This is a genomic window from Cellulophaga baltica (genome assembly GCF_900102165.1).
GTDB lineage: Bacteria > Bacteroidota > Bacteroidia > Flavobacteriales > Flavobacteriaceae > Cellulophaga > Cellulophaga baltica.
On sequence record NZ_FNBD01000002.1, the window covers coordinates 154,386 to 171,194 of the forward strand.

A 16,809-nucleotide genomic window follows, 5' to 3' on the forward strand; every position below is an offset into this window, starting at 1 on the left:
AGCTGATTTAAAATTCTTAAAAACTTTCATAATCCGCGTATTATTTGTTTGTTGTTATGTGTATTGCAAAGCCATTATTGGCTTTAACCGCTAGGTACTTAATAGTCTCTCTTGTAATGTCAAAATCTTCAATTTTCACTTTTGTTCGTGTTTCCACAAGCGCATCATCGGTATAAAACCGGGCTTTAAATGGCTGTCCTTTTGCTAAAAAAGAAAAATCTAAAACTATATTCCGAGGTTTTACCCCATTAATTCCTCCAATAAACCAATCTGATCCTTTCCTTCTGGCGATGACCCCAATTTCTCCAATTTTAGCTTCTAAAACGATGGTTTCATCCCAAGTGGTAGGCACATTGTCAAAGAACTCTAATTCTGGCTCGTTACCGATATGCCTTGTATCTCCCCACAAACCATCTTTTTTATCTGGTGATGCTGCTGGTTTATCATACCAATATAAAAATTGAAGTGGACTGAAAATACAAACCGTTTTGGCCAGTTGAGAAGCGTGAGAACCCATTTCATCAACTCTAGAATTATAATAACAAACTGTATTGTCAGAAGCTCCGGCAAGCGTGCGTGTAAACATACTAACCAACGTATGAGCATTAGGCACTGTTTCCTCATCACCACGAATCCCTTCTTGCGTTAGAAAATTTGGATAGGTTCTAGAAAAGCCTGTAGGCCTATATTCATCATGCACATCTATGATCATTTCATATTCGGCTGCTTTTTTAACCGCTTCATGCAACCAAGCCGTAGCATCTTGGTCTCCAACCCGAACAAAGCCATATTTAATCCCGGCTACGCCCCACTTTTTTAACAAGGGCAATACGTCATCGATTTGTTTTTCTAAAGCACGACGATTTATATACAGTATCAATCCAATTCCTTTTTCTCTGCCGTATGCGGTAACCGCTTCCATATCTAGAGGGCCTTTTGATCTTTTTGGATCTAAGGTTACCGTCATGGCATCTGAGCTATTTTTCATCTCATCACCATACCAGCCTGCATCAAACATGATATATTGCATGTTATGTGCAGCTACAAAATCAATAGCTGCATAAGCCCCTTCTGTAGTAAGTGTCGTTTCTCGTAATACCTTCCCTGGTTTTATCCAAGACTCGTCTGTAATTTCAGAAGGATCATTTAAGTTTTGAATGATATAATTATTGGTCAATAACTCCCCCTCATTTTTAGCCATCATTACCACTCTCCAAGGAGATTGAAAAGGTAATTTTTTATGCACCTTAGCCCCTGCTTCTTCCCGTTTAGAAATAATAGCACCCGTAATTGTGTCTTGCTTTTGATCGCTCATTCTACCATCCAAACTTGATAAAATACTGTAAGTAGCACTTGTTCCTTTCTCAAAACTTAATCTAGCATAATCTACCAACTTCGCTTCGGCTAGCGCAATTATTAAACGATCACTAATTTCAACCACCAAAGGACGTTCAACACCTTTTTGTAACTGACTTATGGGTATTTTTTTATACTCCCCTTGAGCCGTAAGTACTCCTGGTCCGCGTTTTGGGGTGGACCATACTTGATAATCTTCTTTGAAATTGTAATGAATATTCTCCGCTAAGGCCACTTCTGTAATATGATCTTGTTTCGGAATCTCATAGGAAAATGCGAGTCCCTCATCGTAGGCTCTGCAAATAATAGTAATTTTAGCATCACCTTTCTTAAGTTGTACTTTAAGCTCATTGTAGTGATCAGGTATCGTACTTAATTCTGCAAAATTTGATTTCCATTTGTTTTCAATAGTTGTATTTTCAACTTTTAGAACCGCTAACTTACCGTCAAAATTAATATCGTTTGAAATCAGTTCAAGAGTAGAAGGTAATAAAACTTCCTGTCCGTCATACGACATAGAAAAACCAATACCTTTTTCTGGTAATAGTGTAAACGTATTTTTTCCGTTAGGTGATGTTACATCAATAGCTGTACTGCTATCGCATGCCGTAAGAGATACCATTAAAATGGTGCCTAAAAGAAAAGCCTTGGTCCTAATAAAATTCATACAGCGCGTTTATTTTCTTAAAGTTTTTACGATAAAGTGACCTTTATTCCTACCTTGAGTTTTCCTTATGCTAAATCTACATATGAGTTCACCATTGCATATGGCATTATAGCCCATGGATATGGACAAGTTACCCGTAAAGCCAATTTTAGCTTTAGATGGAGTAGAAAACCTTAAGAACTATTTTAATTATTTGGTTTGTTCTTTACTTTTTTGAAAAAAATCATTAAAAAAAAGCATTTGATATTTTATAGAATTCCTCCAATATTCATTGGTATGACCTCCTGGCCTTTCAATGTAATCATGAGGTATATTTCGTTCCAGAAGTTTTTGATGCAACCTTAAGTTTGCATTGTAAAAGAAATCATCCACTCCACAGTCTATCAAAAAATCTAAATTTTCACCGTTTAACAGATTTGTTAAATTAATTACGGTATGTTTTTCCCACGCTTCAGGAGCATTGGCATATTCTCCCAAGCGTTTGGCAATATCCCATTGCAAAGGAAACGGTCTAATATCTACTCCACCACTCATACTAGCAGCGGCTCCCCAAATATCTGAGTGTCTAAATGCTAAATATAAAGCACCGTGGCCTCCCATACTATACCCTGTGATAGCCCTATATTCAGCATTTGGCACTGTATCATACTTTTTATCTATTTTAGATACCAACTCATCAACGATATAGGTTTCATATTTCATACTATCATCAACTGGGCTATCAAAATACCAACTCGTTTTATCGCCATCAGGGCAAACTACAATAACATTATATAAGTCAGCATACTGCTCTAGCTCAGGAGCTTTTTCTAACCACGATTTATGATTACCTCCTGCGCCATGCAATAGATAAACTACATTATAGCGTAGCTCTTTTTTTTGATAAGAATCTGGAGTAATCACCAAATTTTTAATCTTCTTACGCATTGATTTACTAGAAACCACTAGTGTATCTATCTTTGCTGCCAATAGGCCTAACGAGAAAAAAAATGCAATTAAAAAGCTTAAAAATTTAAACATGCTATTATCCTTTTTTTCTTAAAATTTCAACTTCTAATTCTTCTAGAGTTTTCCCTTTTGTTTCTGGCATCAGGAACATAACAAACAATAATTGGAACACCATCATTACTGCAAAAATTAAAAACACGACTCCTGCTCCCACCATATGATGTTGAAACAAGTAAGGTATTAAAGAAGGAATAAGCGCTGCTAAAATCCAATGCACAGAACTTCCAAAAGACTGGCCCGATGCTCGTAAGTGATTTGGAAAAATTTCTGAAATAAAAACCCAGATTACCGCACCTTGCCCTATAGCATGTGCTGCTATAAATAAAAACAAGAAAATAGGTACTGCTAACCCTGTCCAACTATAAAAGAAAGCAGCAGATACAAGTCCTAATGAAATAATATACCCCACCGAACCTACATACATTAAGGTTTTTCTTCCTACTCTATCAATTAAAAAAACACCTAATAATGTGAATACTAAATTAGTAACACCAATACCAACACTGCTTAATAATGCTGTACTCTCTCCTAAACCAGCTTCTTCAAAGATTCTAGGAGCATAATATAGAAAGGCGTTTATTCCTGAAAATTGATTGAAAAAAGCAATCATAAAGGCTAATACTAATGGAAATCTATATTTTTTAATAAAAATGGTCTCTGATTTATCACTTTTCTCAGAGTGTTGATTCATCGCTGCTATTTGAGCATCTACATCTGCATTTGGGTCTATTAATTGTAATACTTTTTTTGCTTCTGAAATTCTCGATTTTGATAACAACCAACGAGGGCTTTTGGGAACCTTTATTGCAAATAATATATATACTACTGCGGGTATAGCTTCTACACCTAGCATCCACCTCCAAGCATTTTCCCCTATACCACTCAATAAATAATTAGATAAAAAAGCTATTAATATTCCGAATACAATATTGAACTGATACAAGGCTACAAGCCTACCTCTATCCTTGGCAGGAGCAATCTCTGAGATATAAGCTGGGGCAGCAATCGTAGATGCACCAACACCAATACCACCAATAAATCTAAATAAGGCAAATACATAAGGATCATTAGACAATGCTGAGCCTACAGCAGAGACCGCAAATAAAACTCCAATGGCAATTAACGTATTTTTACGCCCGTATTTATTTGTTGGAAAACCACCAAAGATGGCACCAACAACAGTACCCCAAAGGGCCATACCCATAACCACCCAACCATGAAAGGTATCTGATGACTCCCAGAGAAGTTGTAATTTTTTATCTGCTCCAGAGATAACGACAACATCAAAACCAAAAAGGAACCCTGCTAAAGCTGCTGTGATTGACCATAATAAAATTCTTTTGCTCATAATTCAAGTTGGTTATTGACTAATTTTCGCTATAATTAATCGTGGTTTCAAATATTGTGATTAAAGCAATTTTTAGCTTCAACAATAATAAAATGAAAAAGAAATTTAGGGTATTAATTATGATTCAAAAGCTATAAATTATACCTCTATGCGCTATTTTACTTCAAAATTATGCTAAGAAAAGTCCGATTGAATTCAACAGATTCCCATAATTTAATAAAGATCACTTTTTGAATGATACCTTTTAAAAAACAGCCCTATCACCTTAATAATTTTTAATTGAAACCCTAAAATATATCAATTATTCATACTTTTAAAGTTTATTTGATACGAATTATTGAATTTAAGCGAACTATTTATGAAGCTTCATTTTTTAAACAGATCTAACAAAGAGCACAAATCACTTACCGTATCACATAGTATTTATGACAACTTTTTAAAGGTATGGCACTATCACGAAGAACTTGAACTTGTGTTTATTGAAAAAAGTTCGGGAATGCGTTTTGTGGGAGATAGTATCGAAAAATTTTACAGTGGTGATGTTGTTTTAATTGGAAAAAACCTGCCCCATATGTGGCTGAATGAAGACAAATATTTTCAGAAGGATGCTACACTTAAAGCAGAAGCTATTTCTGTTCATTTTAAAAAAGATTTTCTAGGGGATAAATTTTTAAATGTCCCTGAAACGGAACAAATTGCCGACCTCTTACATCTTGCCGTTCGTGGAATTAAATTTAATAATCTAAGTGAAAAATTAATCCAAAATTTAAAGTCACTAGCGAAATTAGATGATACAACGCAAATTATTTCGTTGCTAGAAATACTCAATCAATTATCAAAACACAACAACTACACGCTGTTATCCAGCAGTGGTTTCTTAAACAGTTTTCACAAAACAGAAAACAAACGATTGGATAAAATTTATGAATACGTTTTTCAAAATTTTAATACTCCTATGAGTTCAGGAGATGTTGCTGAGAATATAGGAATGAACAAATCTGCCTTTAGTCGCTTTTTCAAAAAAATACATCGCAAACCTTTCACAAAATATCTCAATGAGATACGAATAGGATATGCATGTAAGTTACTTATAGAAAATAAAGAAAGTATCACATCCATAGCCTATTTATGTGGGTTCAATAATATCTCTAACTTCAACAGACAATTTAAGCTGATTAAAAATAGTTCTCCTTCTTCCTATTTAGAATTTTACAGTAAAAACAAAACAGAAGGCAAAAAAAGTATTGAATAAAGTGTTTTTTTAGGTGGTTTTCATGGCTTATGCCGCCTAATTTTGCTTCATAAGCAAAATTTAAATGGCTACACCTATACTTATTACGGACATTGAAACAAGAGATGTTCGTTTTCCCACAAGCAAATCATTAGATGGCTCTGACGCCATGAATCCTGATCCTGATTATTCAGCTGCCTATGTGATTTTAAAAACAAATCACCCCGAAGGTATCGAAGGTCATGGACTTACATTTACGATTGGAAGAGGAAATGAATTGTGTGTTGCGGCAATCAATTCTATTGCGCCTTTAATTACAGGTAAATCTTTAGAATCTTTCACCAAAAACATGGGGGCATTTTGGAAGATGATTACTGGCGACAGCCAATTAAGGTGGCTAGGTCCTGAAAAAGGAGTGATACATTTAGCTACGGGAGCTATTGTAAATGCTGTTTGGGATTTATATGCCAAAGTGGAGAAAAAACCTCTTTGGAAACTTCTAGCAGATATGAGTCCTGAAGAATTAGTGAGCTGCGTAGATTTCACCTACATCACTGATGCTATAACTCCTGAAGAAGCTTTAGCGCTTCTTAAAAATAAATCTGCATCTAAACAAGAAAGAATAGCCCACCTAGAACAAAACGGATACCCTGCCTATACTACATCTGCTGGCTGGTTAGGGTATTCTGATGATAAAATGAGACGCTTATGCCGTGAAGCAAAAGCATCAGGTTTTAAACACATGAAAATTAAGGTGGGATCAGATCTTCAAGATGATATGCGCAGAGCTGCAATCATAAGAGAAGAAATTGGTGATGACCTTAAATTAATGATGGATGCCAATCAGAAATGGGACGTTGACGAAGCTATTACCAACATGGAACAATTGAAAAAATTTAATCCTTGGTGGATAGAAGAACCTACGAGTCCTGATGATATTCTTGGTCATGCTACCATCGCTAAAGCCGTTACCCCAATTTTGGTAGCTACTGGAGAACATTGTCAAAATAGAGTGATGTTTAAGCAACTCATGCAGGCTGGTGCTATAGGTATTTGCCAAATAGATAGTTGTAGAGTTGGCGGGGTTAATGAGATATTAGCTATCTTGTTAATGGCCGCTAAATTTAAAATTCCAGTATGTCCACATGCTGGCGGAGTAGGCTTATGTGAATATGTTCAACACCTTTCAATGATAGATTACATTGCGATAAGTGGAAGTTTAGACGATAGAATAATTGAATATGTAGATCACTTACACGAACATTTTTACGACCCTGTAATCCTGAAAAATGGCGCTTATATGCCTCCTAAATTACCTGGCTATAGCATCACAATGAAAGAAGAATCTATAAAAGACTATAGCTTTCCTAATGGAAAAATTTGGTCTAATGAAACGACAAAAACAGCGCTTTAATGAAATTTAATTTAGACAAGAAAACGGCGATTATAACAGGTGGTGGAAGTGGTATTGGAAAGGCGATTGCTAAAACATTAGCCGAACAAGGCGCTTTTGTACATATATTAGAATTGCATATTGAAAATGCACTACTCACAAAAAAAGAGATTGAAAATAGCGGAGGAAAAGCTGCGGTACATCAATGTAATGTAGTACATCAAAAAGAAGTTATTGCGGTTATTGATGAAATAGCCAAAAATTCTTCAATTGATATTTTAATTAACAATGCAGGTATTGCCCACATTGGTAATGTTGAAAATACGCCTGAGGAGGCTTTTGATCGCGTTTACCAAGTGAATGTCAAAGGCGTATACAACTGTATTTATAGTACGATTCCTCATATGAGAAAAAATAAATCTGGTGTGATCATAAATATGGCATCTATAGCATCATCAGTAGGTATTTCAGATAGGTTTGCCTATTCTATGTCTAAAGGCGCTGCATTAACCATGACTTATTCTATTGCAAAAGACTATGTTCAAGACGGCATTAGATGCAACTGTATTTCTCCTGCAAGAATCCATACTCCTTTTGTAGATGGATTTATAAACGAAAATTACCCAGACAATAAAGAAGAAATGTTTGAAAAGCTTTCGCAAACACAACCAATAGGTAGAATGGGAATGCCTGAAGAGGTTGCCAATTTAGCATTATATTTATGTTCCGATGAAGCTTCTTTTGTAACGGGTACTAACTTTCCTATAGACGGTGGGTTTATAAAATTAAACGGATAATAATTCATTGTGTATTAAAGTAAAAACACAATCATAAAAAATAAAAAAAAATGAAACTTATAAGATTTGGTGAAATAAATAATGAAAAACCAGGAGTACAATTATCAAATGGAAACAAGATTGATGTTTCTGGTTTTGGTGAAGATTACACCGAACATTTTTTTGGGTCAGATGGAATAGCACGCTTAAAAAAATGGTTAAATGATAACGAAAGCAAATGTGCTTTAGTTGCCAAAGAAACACGCTTAGGTTCTCCGCTCTGCCGGCCATCAAAAATAGTATGTGTAGGCTTAAATTACGCAAAGCATGCCGCTGAAAGCGGAATGCAAATTCCGAAAGAACCCGTGTTATTTTTCAAAGCGACATCTTCTATCATTGGTCCTAATGATACTGTTATCTTACCTAAAGGCAGCACAAAATCTGACTGGGAAGTAGAATTAGCAATTGTAATCGGCCAAAAAGCTTCTTATGTTTCTGAAGAAGATGCATTAGATTATGTTGCTGGATATGTATTACATAATGATATAAGTGAACGCGCTTTTCAATTAGAAAGAGAAGGACAATGGGTTAAAGGGAAAAGTTGTGACACCTTTGCGCCATTAGGTCCTTTTATAGCTACAAAAGATGAAATTAAAGATCCTAATAATTTAAACCTATGGTTAAAATTGAATGGAGAAATGATGCAGAATAGCAGTACAACTGACTTTGTTTTTAATGTTCAAGAGGTGATCAGTTATATCAGTCAATTTATGACCTTACTTCCTGGTGATGTAATTTCTACCGGAACACCGTTTGGAGTTGGTTTAGGCTTAACACCACCAATGTATCTAAAAGAGGGCGATGTTATGGAATTAGGGATTGAAGGTTTAGGAATTTCTAAACAAAACGTAATTGATTACAAAGCGTAATGATCATTGATAGCCATCAACATTTCTGGGTATACGATGCAAAAAAGCATTCTTGGATAGACGATACGATGTCTACTATCCGAAGAGATTTTTTACCAAAAGATTTAAATAAAATCTACCAAGAAAATAATATTGATGGCTGTATCGCTGTTCAAGCGGATCAAAGCCGAGAAGAAACGGAGTTTCTTTTGAAGTTATCCGATGAACATCAATTTATAAAAGGGGTTGTAGGTTGGGTAGCTCTTAGCGCTGCTAGTATAGAAGCACAACTAGAAGCATATTCAAGTGTAAAAAAACTAAAAGGATTCAGGCATATTGTGCAAGCAGAACTGAATCCTAAATTTTTGTTACAGCCAGATTTTTTGAGAGGAATTGCTGCCTTAGAAAAGTATAATTACACGTACGATCTTTTAATTCTGCCACATCAACTAGGAGCTACCTTAGAATTCATAAAGAAATTTCCTCATCAGAAATTCATACTAGATCATATGGCTAAGCCTTATATTAAGGAGGGTTTTATGGATGGATGGGCCGTATTAATCAAAGAAATTGCTAAACATGAAAATGTCTATTGCAAATTATCTGGAATGATTACCGAAGCAGATTATACGACATGGTCCGCTGCACAGATTGAACCTTATATGGACGTGGTATTACGTTCTTTTGGACCTGATCGCATTCTTTTTGGGTCTGATTGGCCCGTATGTCTCGTTTCAGGAAACTTTGCTAAAGTAAAAAAACTAACCACAGATTTTATTGCAAAATGTAGCCCTACAGAACAACAGAATATCATGGGTGAAAATGCAATAAAATTTTACAATTTATAAGCTATGGATTTACATTTAAAAGATAAAGTTGTTGTTGTAACGGGTGCAGCAGGATTAAAAGGCAGTATAGGTGAAACGATTATACAGGCTTTAGCAAATGAAGGGGCCATACCCGTAATTGTTTGTAGAAATGATAGAGGGTTTGGGTATGAGAAAGAATTACAAGACAAGGGAATTGATGCGTTGTTTGTAAAAACAGATTTGACAGATCCTGTGCAAGTAGCTGCAGCAGCAAAAAAAATAGGTGAAAAATATGGGCGGATAGATGCCTTAATTAATAACATTGGAGTAAATGACGGGGTTGGTTTAGATGCTAGTATTGATGATTTTATGGGGTCTTTAAAACTAAATTTAGTAAGCTTTTTTGCAATGACTAAATTTTGTCTTCCTTATATTAAAAAAGTACAAGGCACTATACTAAATATAGGCTCTAAGGTTAGTCTTACAGGTCAAGGGGCTACATCTGGGTATGCCGCTTCTAAAGGGGGCGTTTTAGGCTTAACACGAGAATGGGCCGTAGATTTAATAAAAGATCATATTCGGGTAAATGCTATTATCATCGCAGAAAGTTGGACTCCAGCTTATGATACTTGGATAAAAACTTTAGAAAACGGAGAAGAAAAATTAAAAGCTATCGTAGATAAGATTCCATTAGAAAATAGGATGACCACACCACAAGAAATAGCAGATACTTGCTTATTTACTATTTCTAAAAAAGCATCACATACTACCGGTCAATTCATTACTGTAGATGGCGGTTATGTACATTTAGATCGTTCCTTACTTTCTAAATAAAGCTACAACATCACAAAAAACTCAACGCAACTTAATCATGAATAATTCCCCAGAAAAACCTGTAGTAGTATCAAAAAAGATACTTGTTCCATTTATTCTAGTCACCTCCTTATTTGCTTTATGGGGGTTTGCTAATGCGGTTACAGACCCCATGGTACAAGCTTTTAAAAAAGTACTTGAATTATCTAACTCACAAGCTGCTTGGGTACAAATGGCCTTCTATGGCGGTTATTTCTGTATGGCATTACCTGCTGCCATGTTTATGAGAAAATACTCTTACAAAACTGGTATTTTAATAGGAATAGGATTATATGCTGTTGGCGCCTTATTATTCTACCCTGCCGCTATAACAGAACAATTTTGGTTTTTCTGTTTAGGGCTTTATGTCTTAACCTTTGGCTTAGCCTTTTTAGAAACTGCCGCTAATCCTTATATTTTAGCCATGGGCGATAAAAGAACCGCCACACAGCGGTTAAACTTAGCCCAAGCATTTAACCCCATAGGGTTGATTGCTGGATTGTTTGTGGCACAACAATTTGTATTAAAAAATTTGCAATCAGATGATATTGCAGATTTTAGTGCTTTAGAAGAAGCTTCTAAAGTACTCATTCGCACCTCTGATCTATTGGTGATACGCAACCCCTATGTAATTTTAGGTCTGGTATTACTCGGCATTTTTGTTCTTTTTGTAATGAACAAAATGCCTCAATCTAAAGATGAGGGTGCGATGCCTAGCATTGGAAAAACGTTTGGCATCCTTTTAAAAAATAAAAAATATGCTTTAGGGGTCTTAGCGCAAATAGTATATGTAGGCGCACAAATTATGTGCTGGACCTATATTTACCAGTATGCAGAAGCCATCCAAATAAGTGCTGTTACCGCTGGTTATTATCAAATGGCAGCTTTTATCTTATTTACCGTTGGTAGAGCTATAGGAACCTATTTATTACGATTTACAAGTGCGGGAAAACTACTGATGCTTTTTTCACTTTTCGCAATTGCTTGTGCCGCAGGCGTTATGTTTATTGAAGGTGTTTTAGGATTATATTTTCTAGTAGCGATATCTTTTTTTATGTCTTTAATGTTCCCGACAATCTACGGCATAGCGCTAGAAGACTTAACAGAAGAACAATCCAAAGTTGGCTCTGCTGGTTTGATAATGGCCATCGTAGGTGGTGCTTTAATGCCTAAAGCACAAGGAATGATTATAGATTATGGAGGTAATGGCGTAGCGGATTTACAAATATTAGGCGTTGCTGAAGTTAATTTTTCTTTTATCCTTCCGCTATTCTGTTTTATATACATTGCTTGGTATGGGCGCCATATTTTTAAACATCATGAAGTTAAAACAGTAACGACAAGCTTATGAAACGATATTGCTTAGCACTAGATTTAATTAATGATGCGTCATTAATAGCAGAATACAAAGCGTATCATGCTAAAGTATGGCCAGAAATTATGGAGAGCATTAAATCATCTGGAATTCAGCATTTAGCTATCTATAGTGTGGAAAACAGACTCTTTATGATCATGGAGACCAGTGATGAATTCTCTTTTGAATCTAAAAACAAAGCTGATCTAGCCAATCTTAAAGTTCAAGAATGGGAAAAATTGATGTGGAACTATCAACAAGCACTTCCCAATTCTAAAGAAGGTGAAAAATGGAGACTAATGGAACAAATTTTTAAATTATGAGCGAGCAGAAAAAAAAAGAAATCAAAATAAATACAGCTTACCCTTCGGTCAGTGATTTAAGAACAAAAGCTCAAAAAAAAATTCCAAAATTTGCATTTGAATATCTGGATGGCGGTTGTAATGAAGATGTAAATCTCCACAAAAACACGTCTGAAATCCGAAAAGTTGAATTACTACCTTCTTACCTAAGTAAGCACTGCGGCTCTTCTATGAAGACCGAGCTCTTTGGTAAAACTTACGATGCTCCTTTTGGGATAGCACCAGTTGGCTTACAAGGATTAATGTGGCCAAATGCTCCAGAAATTTTGGCAAAGGCTGCTTTTGAACACAATGTCCCTTTTGTATTAAGTACGGTCTCTACAAGTAGTATAGAAAGAATTGCTGAGATTACAGAAGGTAATGCTTGGTTTCAATTATACCATCCTACTGAGAATAGGTTAAGAGATGATTTAATAAAAAGGGCTGCAGAAGCGGAATGCCCTGTTCTCGTTATTCTTTGTGATGTTCCTACCTTCGGTTTTAGACCAAGAGATATTAGAAACGGGTTGGCAATGCCTCCAAAAATGACCCTAAAAAACATTCTGCAAGTTTTAGGTAAACCACATTGGGTTTTAGAAACTTTAAAACATGGACAACCAAATTTTGAGACCTTAAAACCATACATGCCTAAAAACCTAGATTTAAAACAACTAGGCAAATTTATGGACCAAACATTTTCTGGTCGGTTGAATGAAGAAAAAATTAAACCTATTAGAGACATGTGGCCTGGGAAGCTAGTTCTTAAAGGTGTGGCTAATGAAGCCGATGCCGAAAAAGCAATCCAACTAGGTTTAGACGGTTTAATTGTCTCTAACCATGGCGGAAGACAGCTAGATGCAGGGGAATCTACCATAAAACCATTATCTAGAATAGCAGAAAAATATGGAGATCAAATAACTGTAATGATGGATAGTGGGATACGCTCTGGTCCTGATATTGCAAGATCTATGGCTTCTGGTGCTGCGTTTACTTTTATGGGTCGCTCATTTATGTACGGTGTGGCAGCCCTCGGTAAACAAGGTGGCGACCATACCATCTCCTTATTAAAAACAGAACTACAACAAGTAATGGAACAAATTTGCTGTGAAGATGTAAGGGATTTTAAAAAACATTTAATCAAATAAAAACTTTATTAATCCGAAGCATAAAGAACTTATTCATTTTGAGAATAAGTTCTTTCTAAACTTCCGTTTTCGTTGTAGAATTCTATCTTAGTTACCATGGCCACATTCCAAAGAACTATTTGCGATGATTGTGAAAGATACCCAGAACCCACATAATTTTCTTGCTTTTCTATTTTACCCTTTTTCTTATAAATTAATGCGTATTGTTCGCCTCTTTTAAAATCAATGTATTGATTGTTTAAACTATCTGTAAGAGCAAACACTAGGGTTTTACCTGCACTACTCGTAGCCACCCAACTCATACGATCTTCAATTTTCACTAACGATAACGCTTTGGCGTCACTGTCTACCACAAAATTTGTAGTGTTCAGGGTTTCACTAGAAAAACCTCCTTTACCATTTCCAAGTAACACCATACCCTTACCAGCATCATATCTTCCCGAAATTACTTCCGTTTCATAATAATTACCAACTCCCAAAACATCAAGGTTTCCGTCCTGGTTTATATCAAAAACCTGTACTCCAAATAATGGTGCAAACTGCGCTTCAATAGGTAATGACGTGACCTTAAAATTTCCATCCCCTAAATTCTCAAGATAGCTAGAATTGGTGTAATTGGCTTCAAAAACAGCCATACCCGTAGTATCTAAAACCGCTAGAAAATCTTTAACACTTGCATTGGCATACGTACTATAAGACGGAAAAGTTTTATACAATTGCCGTAGTTGCCCACCCAAGGCTCCTCTTGGAGCAATAGGAACCTCAACATCTTGAATATATCTGGTTATTATAGGATCCATGCTATTATTCTGATCAAAATCTTTAGCATACATGCGCAAAGGTTGCTCTTTGCTTGCTTTATATGCAGTGTTGGTTCCTAAATTACCTGCAATGTAATCAATGTCTCCATCGCTATCAAAATCTGCCCCTGTGATGCTATTCCACATTCCAGAGTACTTATTTAATGTAGTATTTGTTACCTTTTCAAAACTCCCTGCTGTATTTTTATAAATTACAAGCGGCATCCACTCCCCTGCCAATAATAAATCTAAATCATTGTCATTGTCATAGTCGCTCCATAAAGCAGCTCTCACCATACCTATATTTTGTAATCCGGGTGCTTTATGACTCACGTCTGTAAATTTACCTCCATTATTTTCTAACAAGTAACTCCTAGGACTTATAGGAAAGCTATCTGGTTCAACCGCCCCACCTACAAACACATCTAAATCGCCATCCTGATCAAAATCTGATGCAACCACACAAGAACCACTTGCCTTTAATATAGGTAACGCTTCCTTATCTAAAACAAAGTTTCCCTGGCCATCATTCGTGTAAATTCTATCTTGATAGTGGCCTTTATCATAATACTTAACGGAGCTTCCGCCACTGACTACATAAAGATCTAAATCGCCATCTTGATCTACATCAAAAAACAGTGCTCCTAAATCTTCGTACTTTTCAGAATCGGACAATTCTTGCGTATTAAATTTCCCCTCTTTCTGAGTCAAAAAAGCTCCCTTTTGGTTTCGCGCACCACCAATATACACATCATCAGTACCATCGCCATTTATATCTCCTACAGCTATTCCTGGTCCAAAATAGTCATTTAAGTGTAAGAGCAGCGGTTCATGCCTAAAGTCATTTGCTTCATTCTCTATATGCGTATGCTCAAAATTTAAAGCATCACTAATTTCTGATACCAAGAAATTTTTAGATTGCAATGCGGGAAAATTAAGCGGCTCATTTTTTCCCTTTACTATGGTATACAAGGTATCTACTCGTAAACTCCCTAATTTCTCGAAAGTGCCCCCAGGCCATTTAATATGCACAGAATCAATCTTTGAAATAGTACCCACACCAATAGTAGCTTTTAAGGATGATGTAGATAAATATCCTCGTACAGGTGTAATCTCTTGATGAATCTTTGTATCGTTAGGCATATAAAGGTTTAGTTGCGCTCCTACGGCATCTATATTTCCTTTATCTGCTTTTAGTTGTAGTTGCATATAATGATTCTTATTTAGCTGCCTGCTATTATTTTTATACACTAATGGAGTAGCATTAATGGTGTTCATCACAAGATCTAAATCGCCATCATTATCAAAATCGGCATAAGCAGAACCATTAGAAAGTGAAGCTTGATTCATTCCCCAGTCTACTGTACTATTTGTAAAACTTAGATTGCCATTATTTTGAAACATATAATTAGGCAAGTAAACACTTTTTAAATTTTTGAGTTTTTTTAGTAAATCTTCTTTTGATAACTTCCCGGTACCCTTGACAAAGACGGTAGACTGACTTGAATATTCTTGAAAATCATGATCGGTAATATCCCGCATAAAACCATTGGTAATGTATACATCTTTTTGTCCGTCATTATCAAAATCAGCAAATAAGGGAGACCAACTCCAGTCTGTTTCATATACGCCTGCCAAACGTCCTACTTCACTAAATACAGGATGATTATTAGCGCCTTGTCCTCTATTTAATTGTAAGGCATTTCTAATAAACTGAGGTGAGAAATCATTTTTTAAAACATCTTTATAATGTTCATGATTCATGTTAGAGGTCATTGTTTTTTTCCTAAGATTACTTTCTGGAAGCATATCTAGTGTTATGAAATCTATAAGGTCATCATTGTTAATATCGGCAGCATCAACACCCATACTATTTCTACTTGTTTGTTTAAAGTACTCTTTTGCTTTGTTCGTGAACGTCCCGTCTTGATTGTTTACATACAGAATATCATCAGCAATAAAATCATTCGTAATATAGAGATCTAACCACCCATCTTGATTGATATCTGTAACCGATAATCCAAGACCATACCCTTCAATAGTAATCCCAGCTTTTGTAGAAATATTTTGGTATTTTGGATGTCCATTTTCAATTCCTATATTTTCATATAGCCGATCTGTACTTGGGCCCGTACCATCTATAAGCGTGTAAATTTTATCAATATTTGTGGTAGGTTCATTAGCATGTGTTAAGAGGTACATATCTAAATCACCATCATTATCCATATCAAAGAATGCGGCTTGAGTAGAATGACCGTTATCATCGATGCCATATTCCGCTGCCATTTCCGTAAATGTAAGGTCGCCATTATTTACAAATAATTTATTCTTTCGCTTTGCACCTTCTGCATGACCCGCAACGCTTAAATACACATCTTGCCAACCATCTTGGTTGATATCGATAATGGAAACTCCCATAACCCATGAGTTGGTTTCTAGACCCGCTTTTTGAGTGTGGTCTTCAAATTTAAAACTGCCTTTATTGATGTACAATTTAGAGGATACCATGTTTCCCGAAAAGAAAATATCTTCTAATCCATCATTATTAAAATCGGCCACACCTACACCTCCGCCATTGTACATGTATGGGAAATTGAAATAGTGTAAGGTATCTAATTCTTGAATTTTATTGACAAATTGAATGCCCGAGTCCTCTGCTTCAATTAATTCAAATTGTTTTACGTCTGTAGTACAAGAATATAAAACAGTTCCTATTCCGATTAAAAGAAAAAGCTTTTTAATCCACATAGATTAGATTGGTTTTAGGTTGATAAACACTTCGTGAAAAACGAAGAGGGACTATAAAAATAGTCCCTCTTTA

At 35.7% G+C, this 16,809-nt stretch carries 13 protein-coding genes; 9 read left to right on the forward strand and 4 right to left on the reverse strand.

All coding sequences use genetic code 11. The features are described 5' to 3' along the window. Positions 1–40 precede the first annotated feature (40 nt). The 3 genes from BLQ19_RS03745 to BLQ19_RS03755 all read right to left on the reverse strand — a co-directional run bounded on the left by BLQ19_RS03745 (position 41) and on the right by BLQ19_RS03755 (position 4,379). On the reverse strand, positions 41–2,023 hold the full coding sequence (locus BLQ19_RS03745; protein WP_083332180.1) for a glycoside hydrolase family 97 protein: 1,983 nt from the start codon (positions 2,021–2,023) through the stop codon (positions 41–43). Positions 2,024–2,212: 189 nt separating this feature from the next. After that, entirely contained in the window at positions 2,213–3,043 is an 831-nt protein-coding gene (locus tag BLQ19_RS03750) for an alpha/beta hydrolase (RefSeq protein ID WP_074537446.1), read from the reverse strand. 4 nt (positions 3,044–3,047) lie between these two features. Beyond that, positions 3,048–4,379 (reverse strand): sugar porter family MFS transporter, encoded by a 1,332-nt coding sequence (locus BLQ19_RS03755; protein ID WP_074537447.1) that lies wholly within the window; start codon positions 4,377–4,379, stop codon positions 3,048–3,050. A gap of 358 nt (positions 4,380–4,737) precedes the next feature. On the opposite strand from BLQ19_RS03755, the gene BLQ19_RS03760 reads away from it, so the two are divergent. From BLQ19_RS03760 to BLQ19_RS03800, 9 genes are all read left to right on the forward strand, one after another. After that, positions 4,738–5,631, forward strand: coding sequence for an AraC family transcriptional regulator (locus BLQ19_RS03760; RefSeq protein ID WP_074537448.1), 894 nt, complete (start codon positions 4,738–4,740; stop codon positions 5,629–5,631). A 64-nt stretch (positions 5,632–5,695) separates the two neighbouring features. Continuing rightward, complete coding sequence (locus tag BLQ19_RS03765) at positions 5,696–7,024, forward strand: L-fuconate dehydratase (RefSeq protein ID WP_074537449.1); 1,329 nt, start codon at positions 5,696–5,698, stop codon at positions 7,022–7,024. Continuing rightward, positions 7,024–7,800 carry an SDR family NAD(P)-dependent oxidoreductase gene (locus BLQ19_RS03770; protein ID WP_074537450.1) on the forward strand — a complete coding sequence of 259 codons (777 nt, stop codon included), beginning with the start codon at positions 7,024–7,026 and terminating at the stop codon, positions 7,798–7,800. The genes BLQ19_RS03765 and BLQ19_RS03770 overlap by 1 nt, the downstream gene beginning before the upstream one ends. 50 nt (positions 7,801–7,850) lie before the next feature. Beyond that, on the forward strand, positions 7,851–8,708 hold the full coding sequence (locus tag BLQ19_RS03775; RefSeq protein ID WP_074537451.1) for a fumarylacetoacetate hydrolase family protein: 858 nt from the start codon (positions 7,851–7,853) through the stop codon (positions 8,706–8,708). After that, positions 8,708–9,535: an amidohydrolase family protein gene (locus BLQ19_RS03780; protein WP_074537452.1), complete on the forward strand. Its 828-nt coding sequence runs from the start codon at positions 8,708–8,710 to the stop codon at positions 9,533–9,535. Before BLQ19_RS03775 ends, BLQ19_RS03780 begins: the two co-directional genes overlap by 1 nt. A gap of 3 nt (positions 9,536–9,538) precedes the next feature. After that, positions 9,539–10,330 (forward strand): SDR family oxidoreductase, encoded by a 792-nt coding sequence (locus tag BLQ19_RS03785; protein ID WP_025614150.1) that lies wholly within the window; start codon positions 9,539–9,541, stop codon positions 10,328–10,330. A gap of 37 nt (positions 10,331–10,367) precedes the next feature. Continuing rightward, positions 10,368–11,699: an L-fucose:H+ symporter permease gene (fucP, locus tag BLQ19_RS03790; RefSeq protein WP_074537453.1), complete on the forward strand. Its 1,332-nt coding sequence runs from the start codon at positions 10,368–10,370 to the stop codon at positions 11,697–11,699. Beyond that, the gene (locus tag BLQ19_RS03795; RefSeq protein ID WP_025614148.1) at positions 11,696–12,025 is read left to right on the forward strand and encodes an L-rhamnose mutarotase; all 330 of its coding nucleotides are present in this window, start codon (positions 11,696–11,698) and stop codon (positions 12,023–12,025) included. Before fucP ends, BLQ19_RS03795 begins: the two co-directional genes overlap by 4 nt. Continuing rightward, positions 12,022–13,188, forward strand: a complete 1,167-nt coding sequence (locus BLQ19_RS03800) for an alpha-hydroxy acid oxidase (protein WP_025614147.1) — start codon at positions 12,022–12,024, stop codon at positions 13,186–13,188. Before BLQ19_RS03795 ends, BLQ19_RS03800 begins: the two co-directional genes overlap by 4 nt. A 29-nt stretch (positions 13,189–13,217) precedes the next feature. On the opposite strand, the gene BLQ19_RS03805 is transcribed toward BLQ19_RS03800, so the two are convergent. Then, positions 13,218–16,736, reverse strand: a complete 3,519-nt coding sequence (locus tag BLQ19_RS03805; protein WP_074537454.1) for a VCBS repeat-containing protein — start codon at positions 16,734–16,736, stop codon at positions 13,218–13,220. Positions 16,737–16,809 lie beyond the last annotated feature (73 nt).

Excerpts from the sequence above, each read along its gene's own strand:
- BLQ19_RS03750 (WP_074537446.1), bottom strand. The coding sequence starts at position 3,043 with ATGTTTAAATTTTTAAGCTTTTTAATTGCATTTTTTTTCTCGTTAGGC.
- BLQ19_RS03760 (WP_074537448.1), top strand. The coding sequence starts at position 4,738 with ATGAAGCTTCATTTTTTAAACAGATCTAACAAAGAGCACAAATCACTT.
- BLQ19_RS03765 (WP_074537449.1), top strand. The coding sequence starts at position 5,696 with ATGGCTACACCTATACTTATTACGGACATTGAAACAAGAGATGTTCGT.
- BLQ19_RS03780 (WP_074537452.1), top strand. The coding sequence starts at position 8,708 with ATGATCATTGATAGCCATCAACATTTCTGGGTATACGATGCAAAAAAG.
- BLQ19_RS03770 (WP_074537450.1), top strand. The coding sequence starts at position 7,024 with ATGAAATTTAATTTAGACAAGAAAACGGCGATTATAACAGGTGGTGGA.
- BLQ19_RS03755 (WP_074537447.1), bottom strand. The coding sequence starts at position 4,379 with ATGAGCAAAAGAATTTTATTATGGTCAATCACAGCAGCTTTAGCAGGG.
- BLQ19_RS03795 (WP_025614148.1), top strand. The coding sequence starts at position 11,696 with ATGAAACGATATTGCTTAGCACTAGATTTAATTAATGATGCGTCATTA.
- fucP (WP_074537453.1), top strand. The coding sequence starts at position 10,368 with ATGAATAATTCCCCAGAAAAACCTGTAGTAGTATCAAAAAAGATACTT.
- BLQ19_RS03800 (WP_025614147.1), top strand. The coding sequence starts at position 12,022 with ATGAGCGAGCAGAAAAAAAAAGAAATCAAAATAAATACAGCTTACCCT.
- BLQ19_RS03745 (WP_083332180.1), bottom strand. The coding sequence starts at position 2,023 with ATGAATTTTATTAGGACCAAGGCTTTTCTTTTAGGCACCATTTTAATG.
- BLQ19_RS03785 (WP_025614150.1), top strand. The coding sequence starts at position 9,539 with ATGGATTTACATTTAAAAGATAAAGTTGTTGTTGTAACGGGTGCAGCA.
- BLQ19_RS03775 (WP_074537451.1), top strand. The coding sequence starts at position 7,851 with ATGAAACTTATAAGATTTGGTGAAATAAATAATGAAAAACCAGGAGTA.
- BLQ19_RS03805 (WP_074537454.1), bottom strand. The coding sequence starts at position 16,736 with ATGTGGATTAAAAAGCTTTTTCTTTTAATCGGAATAGGAACTGTTTTA.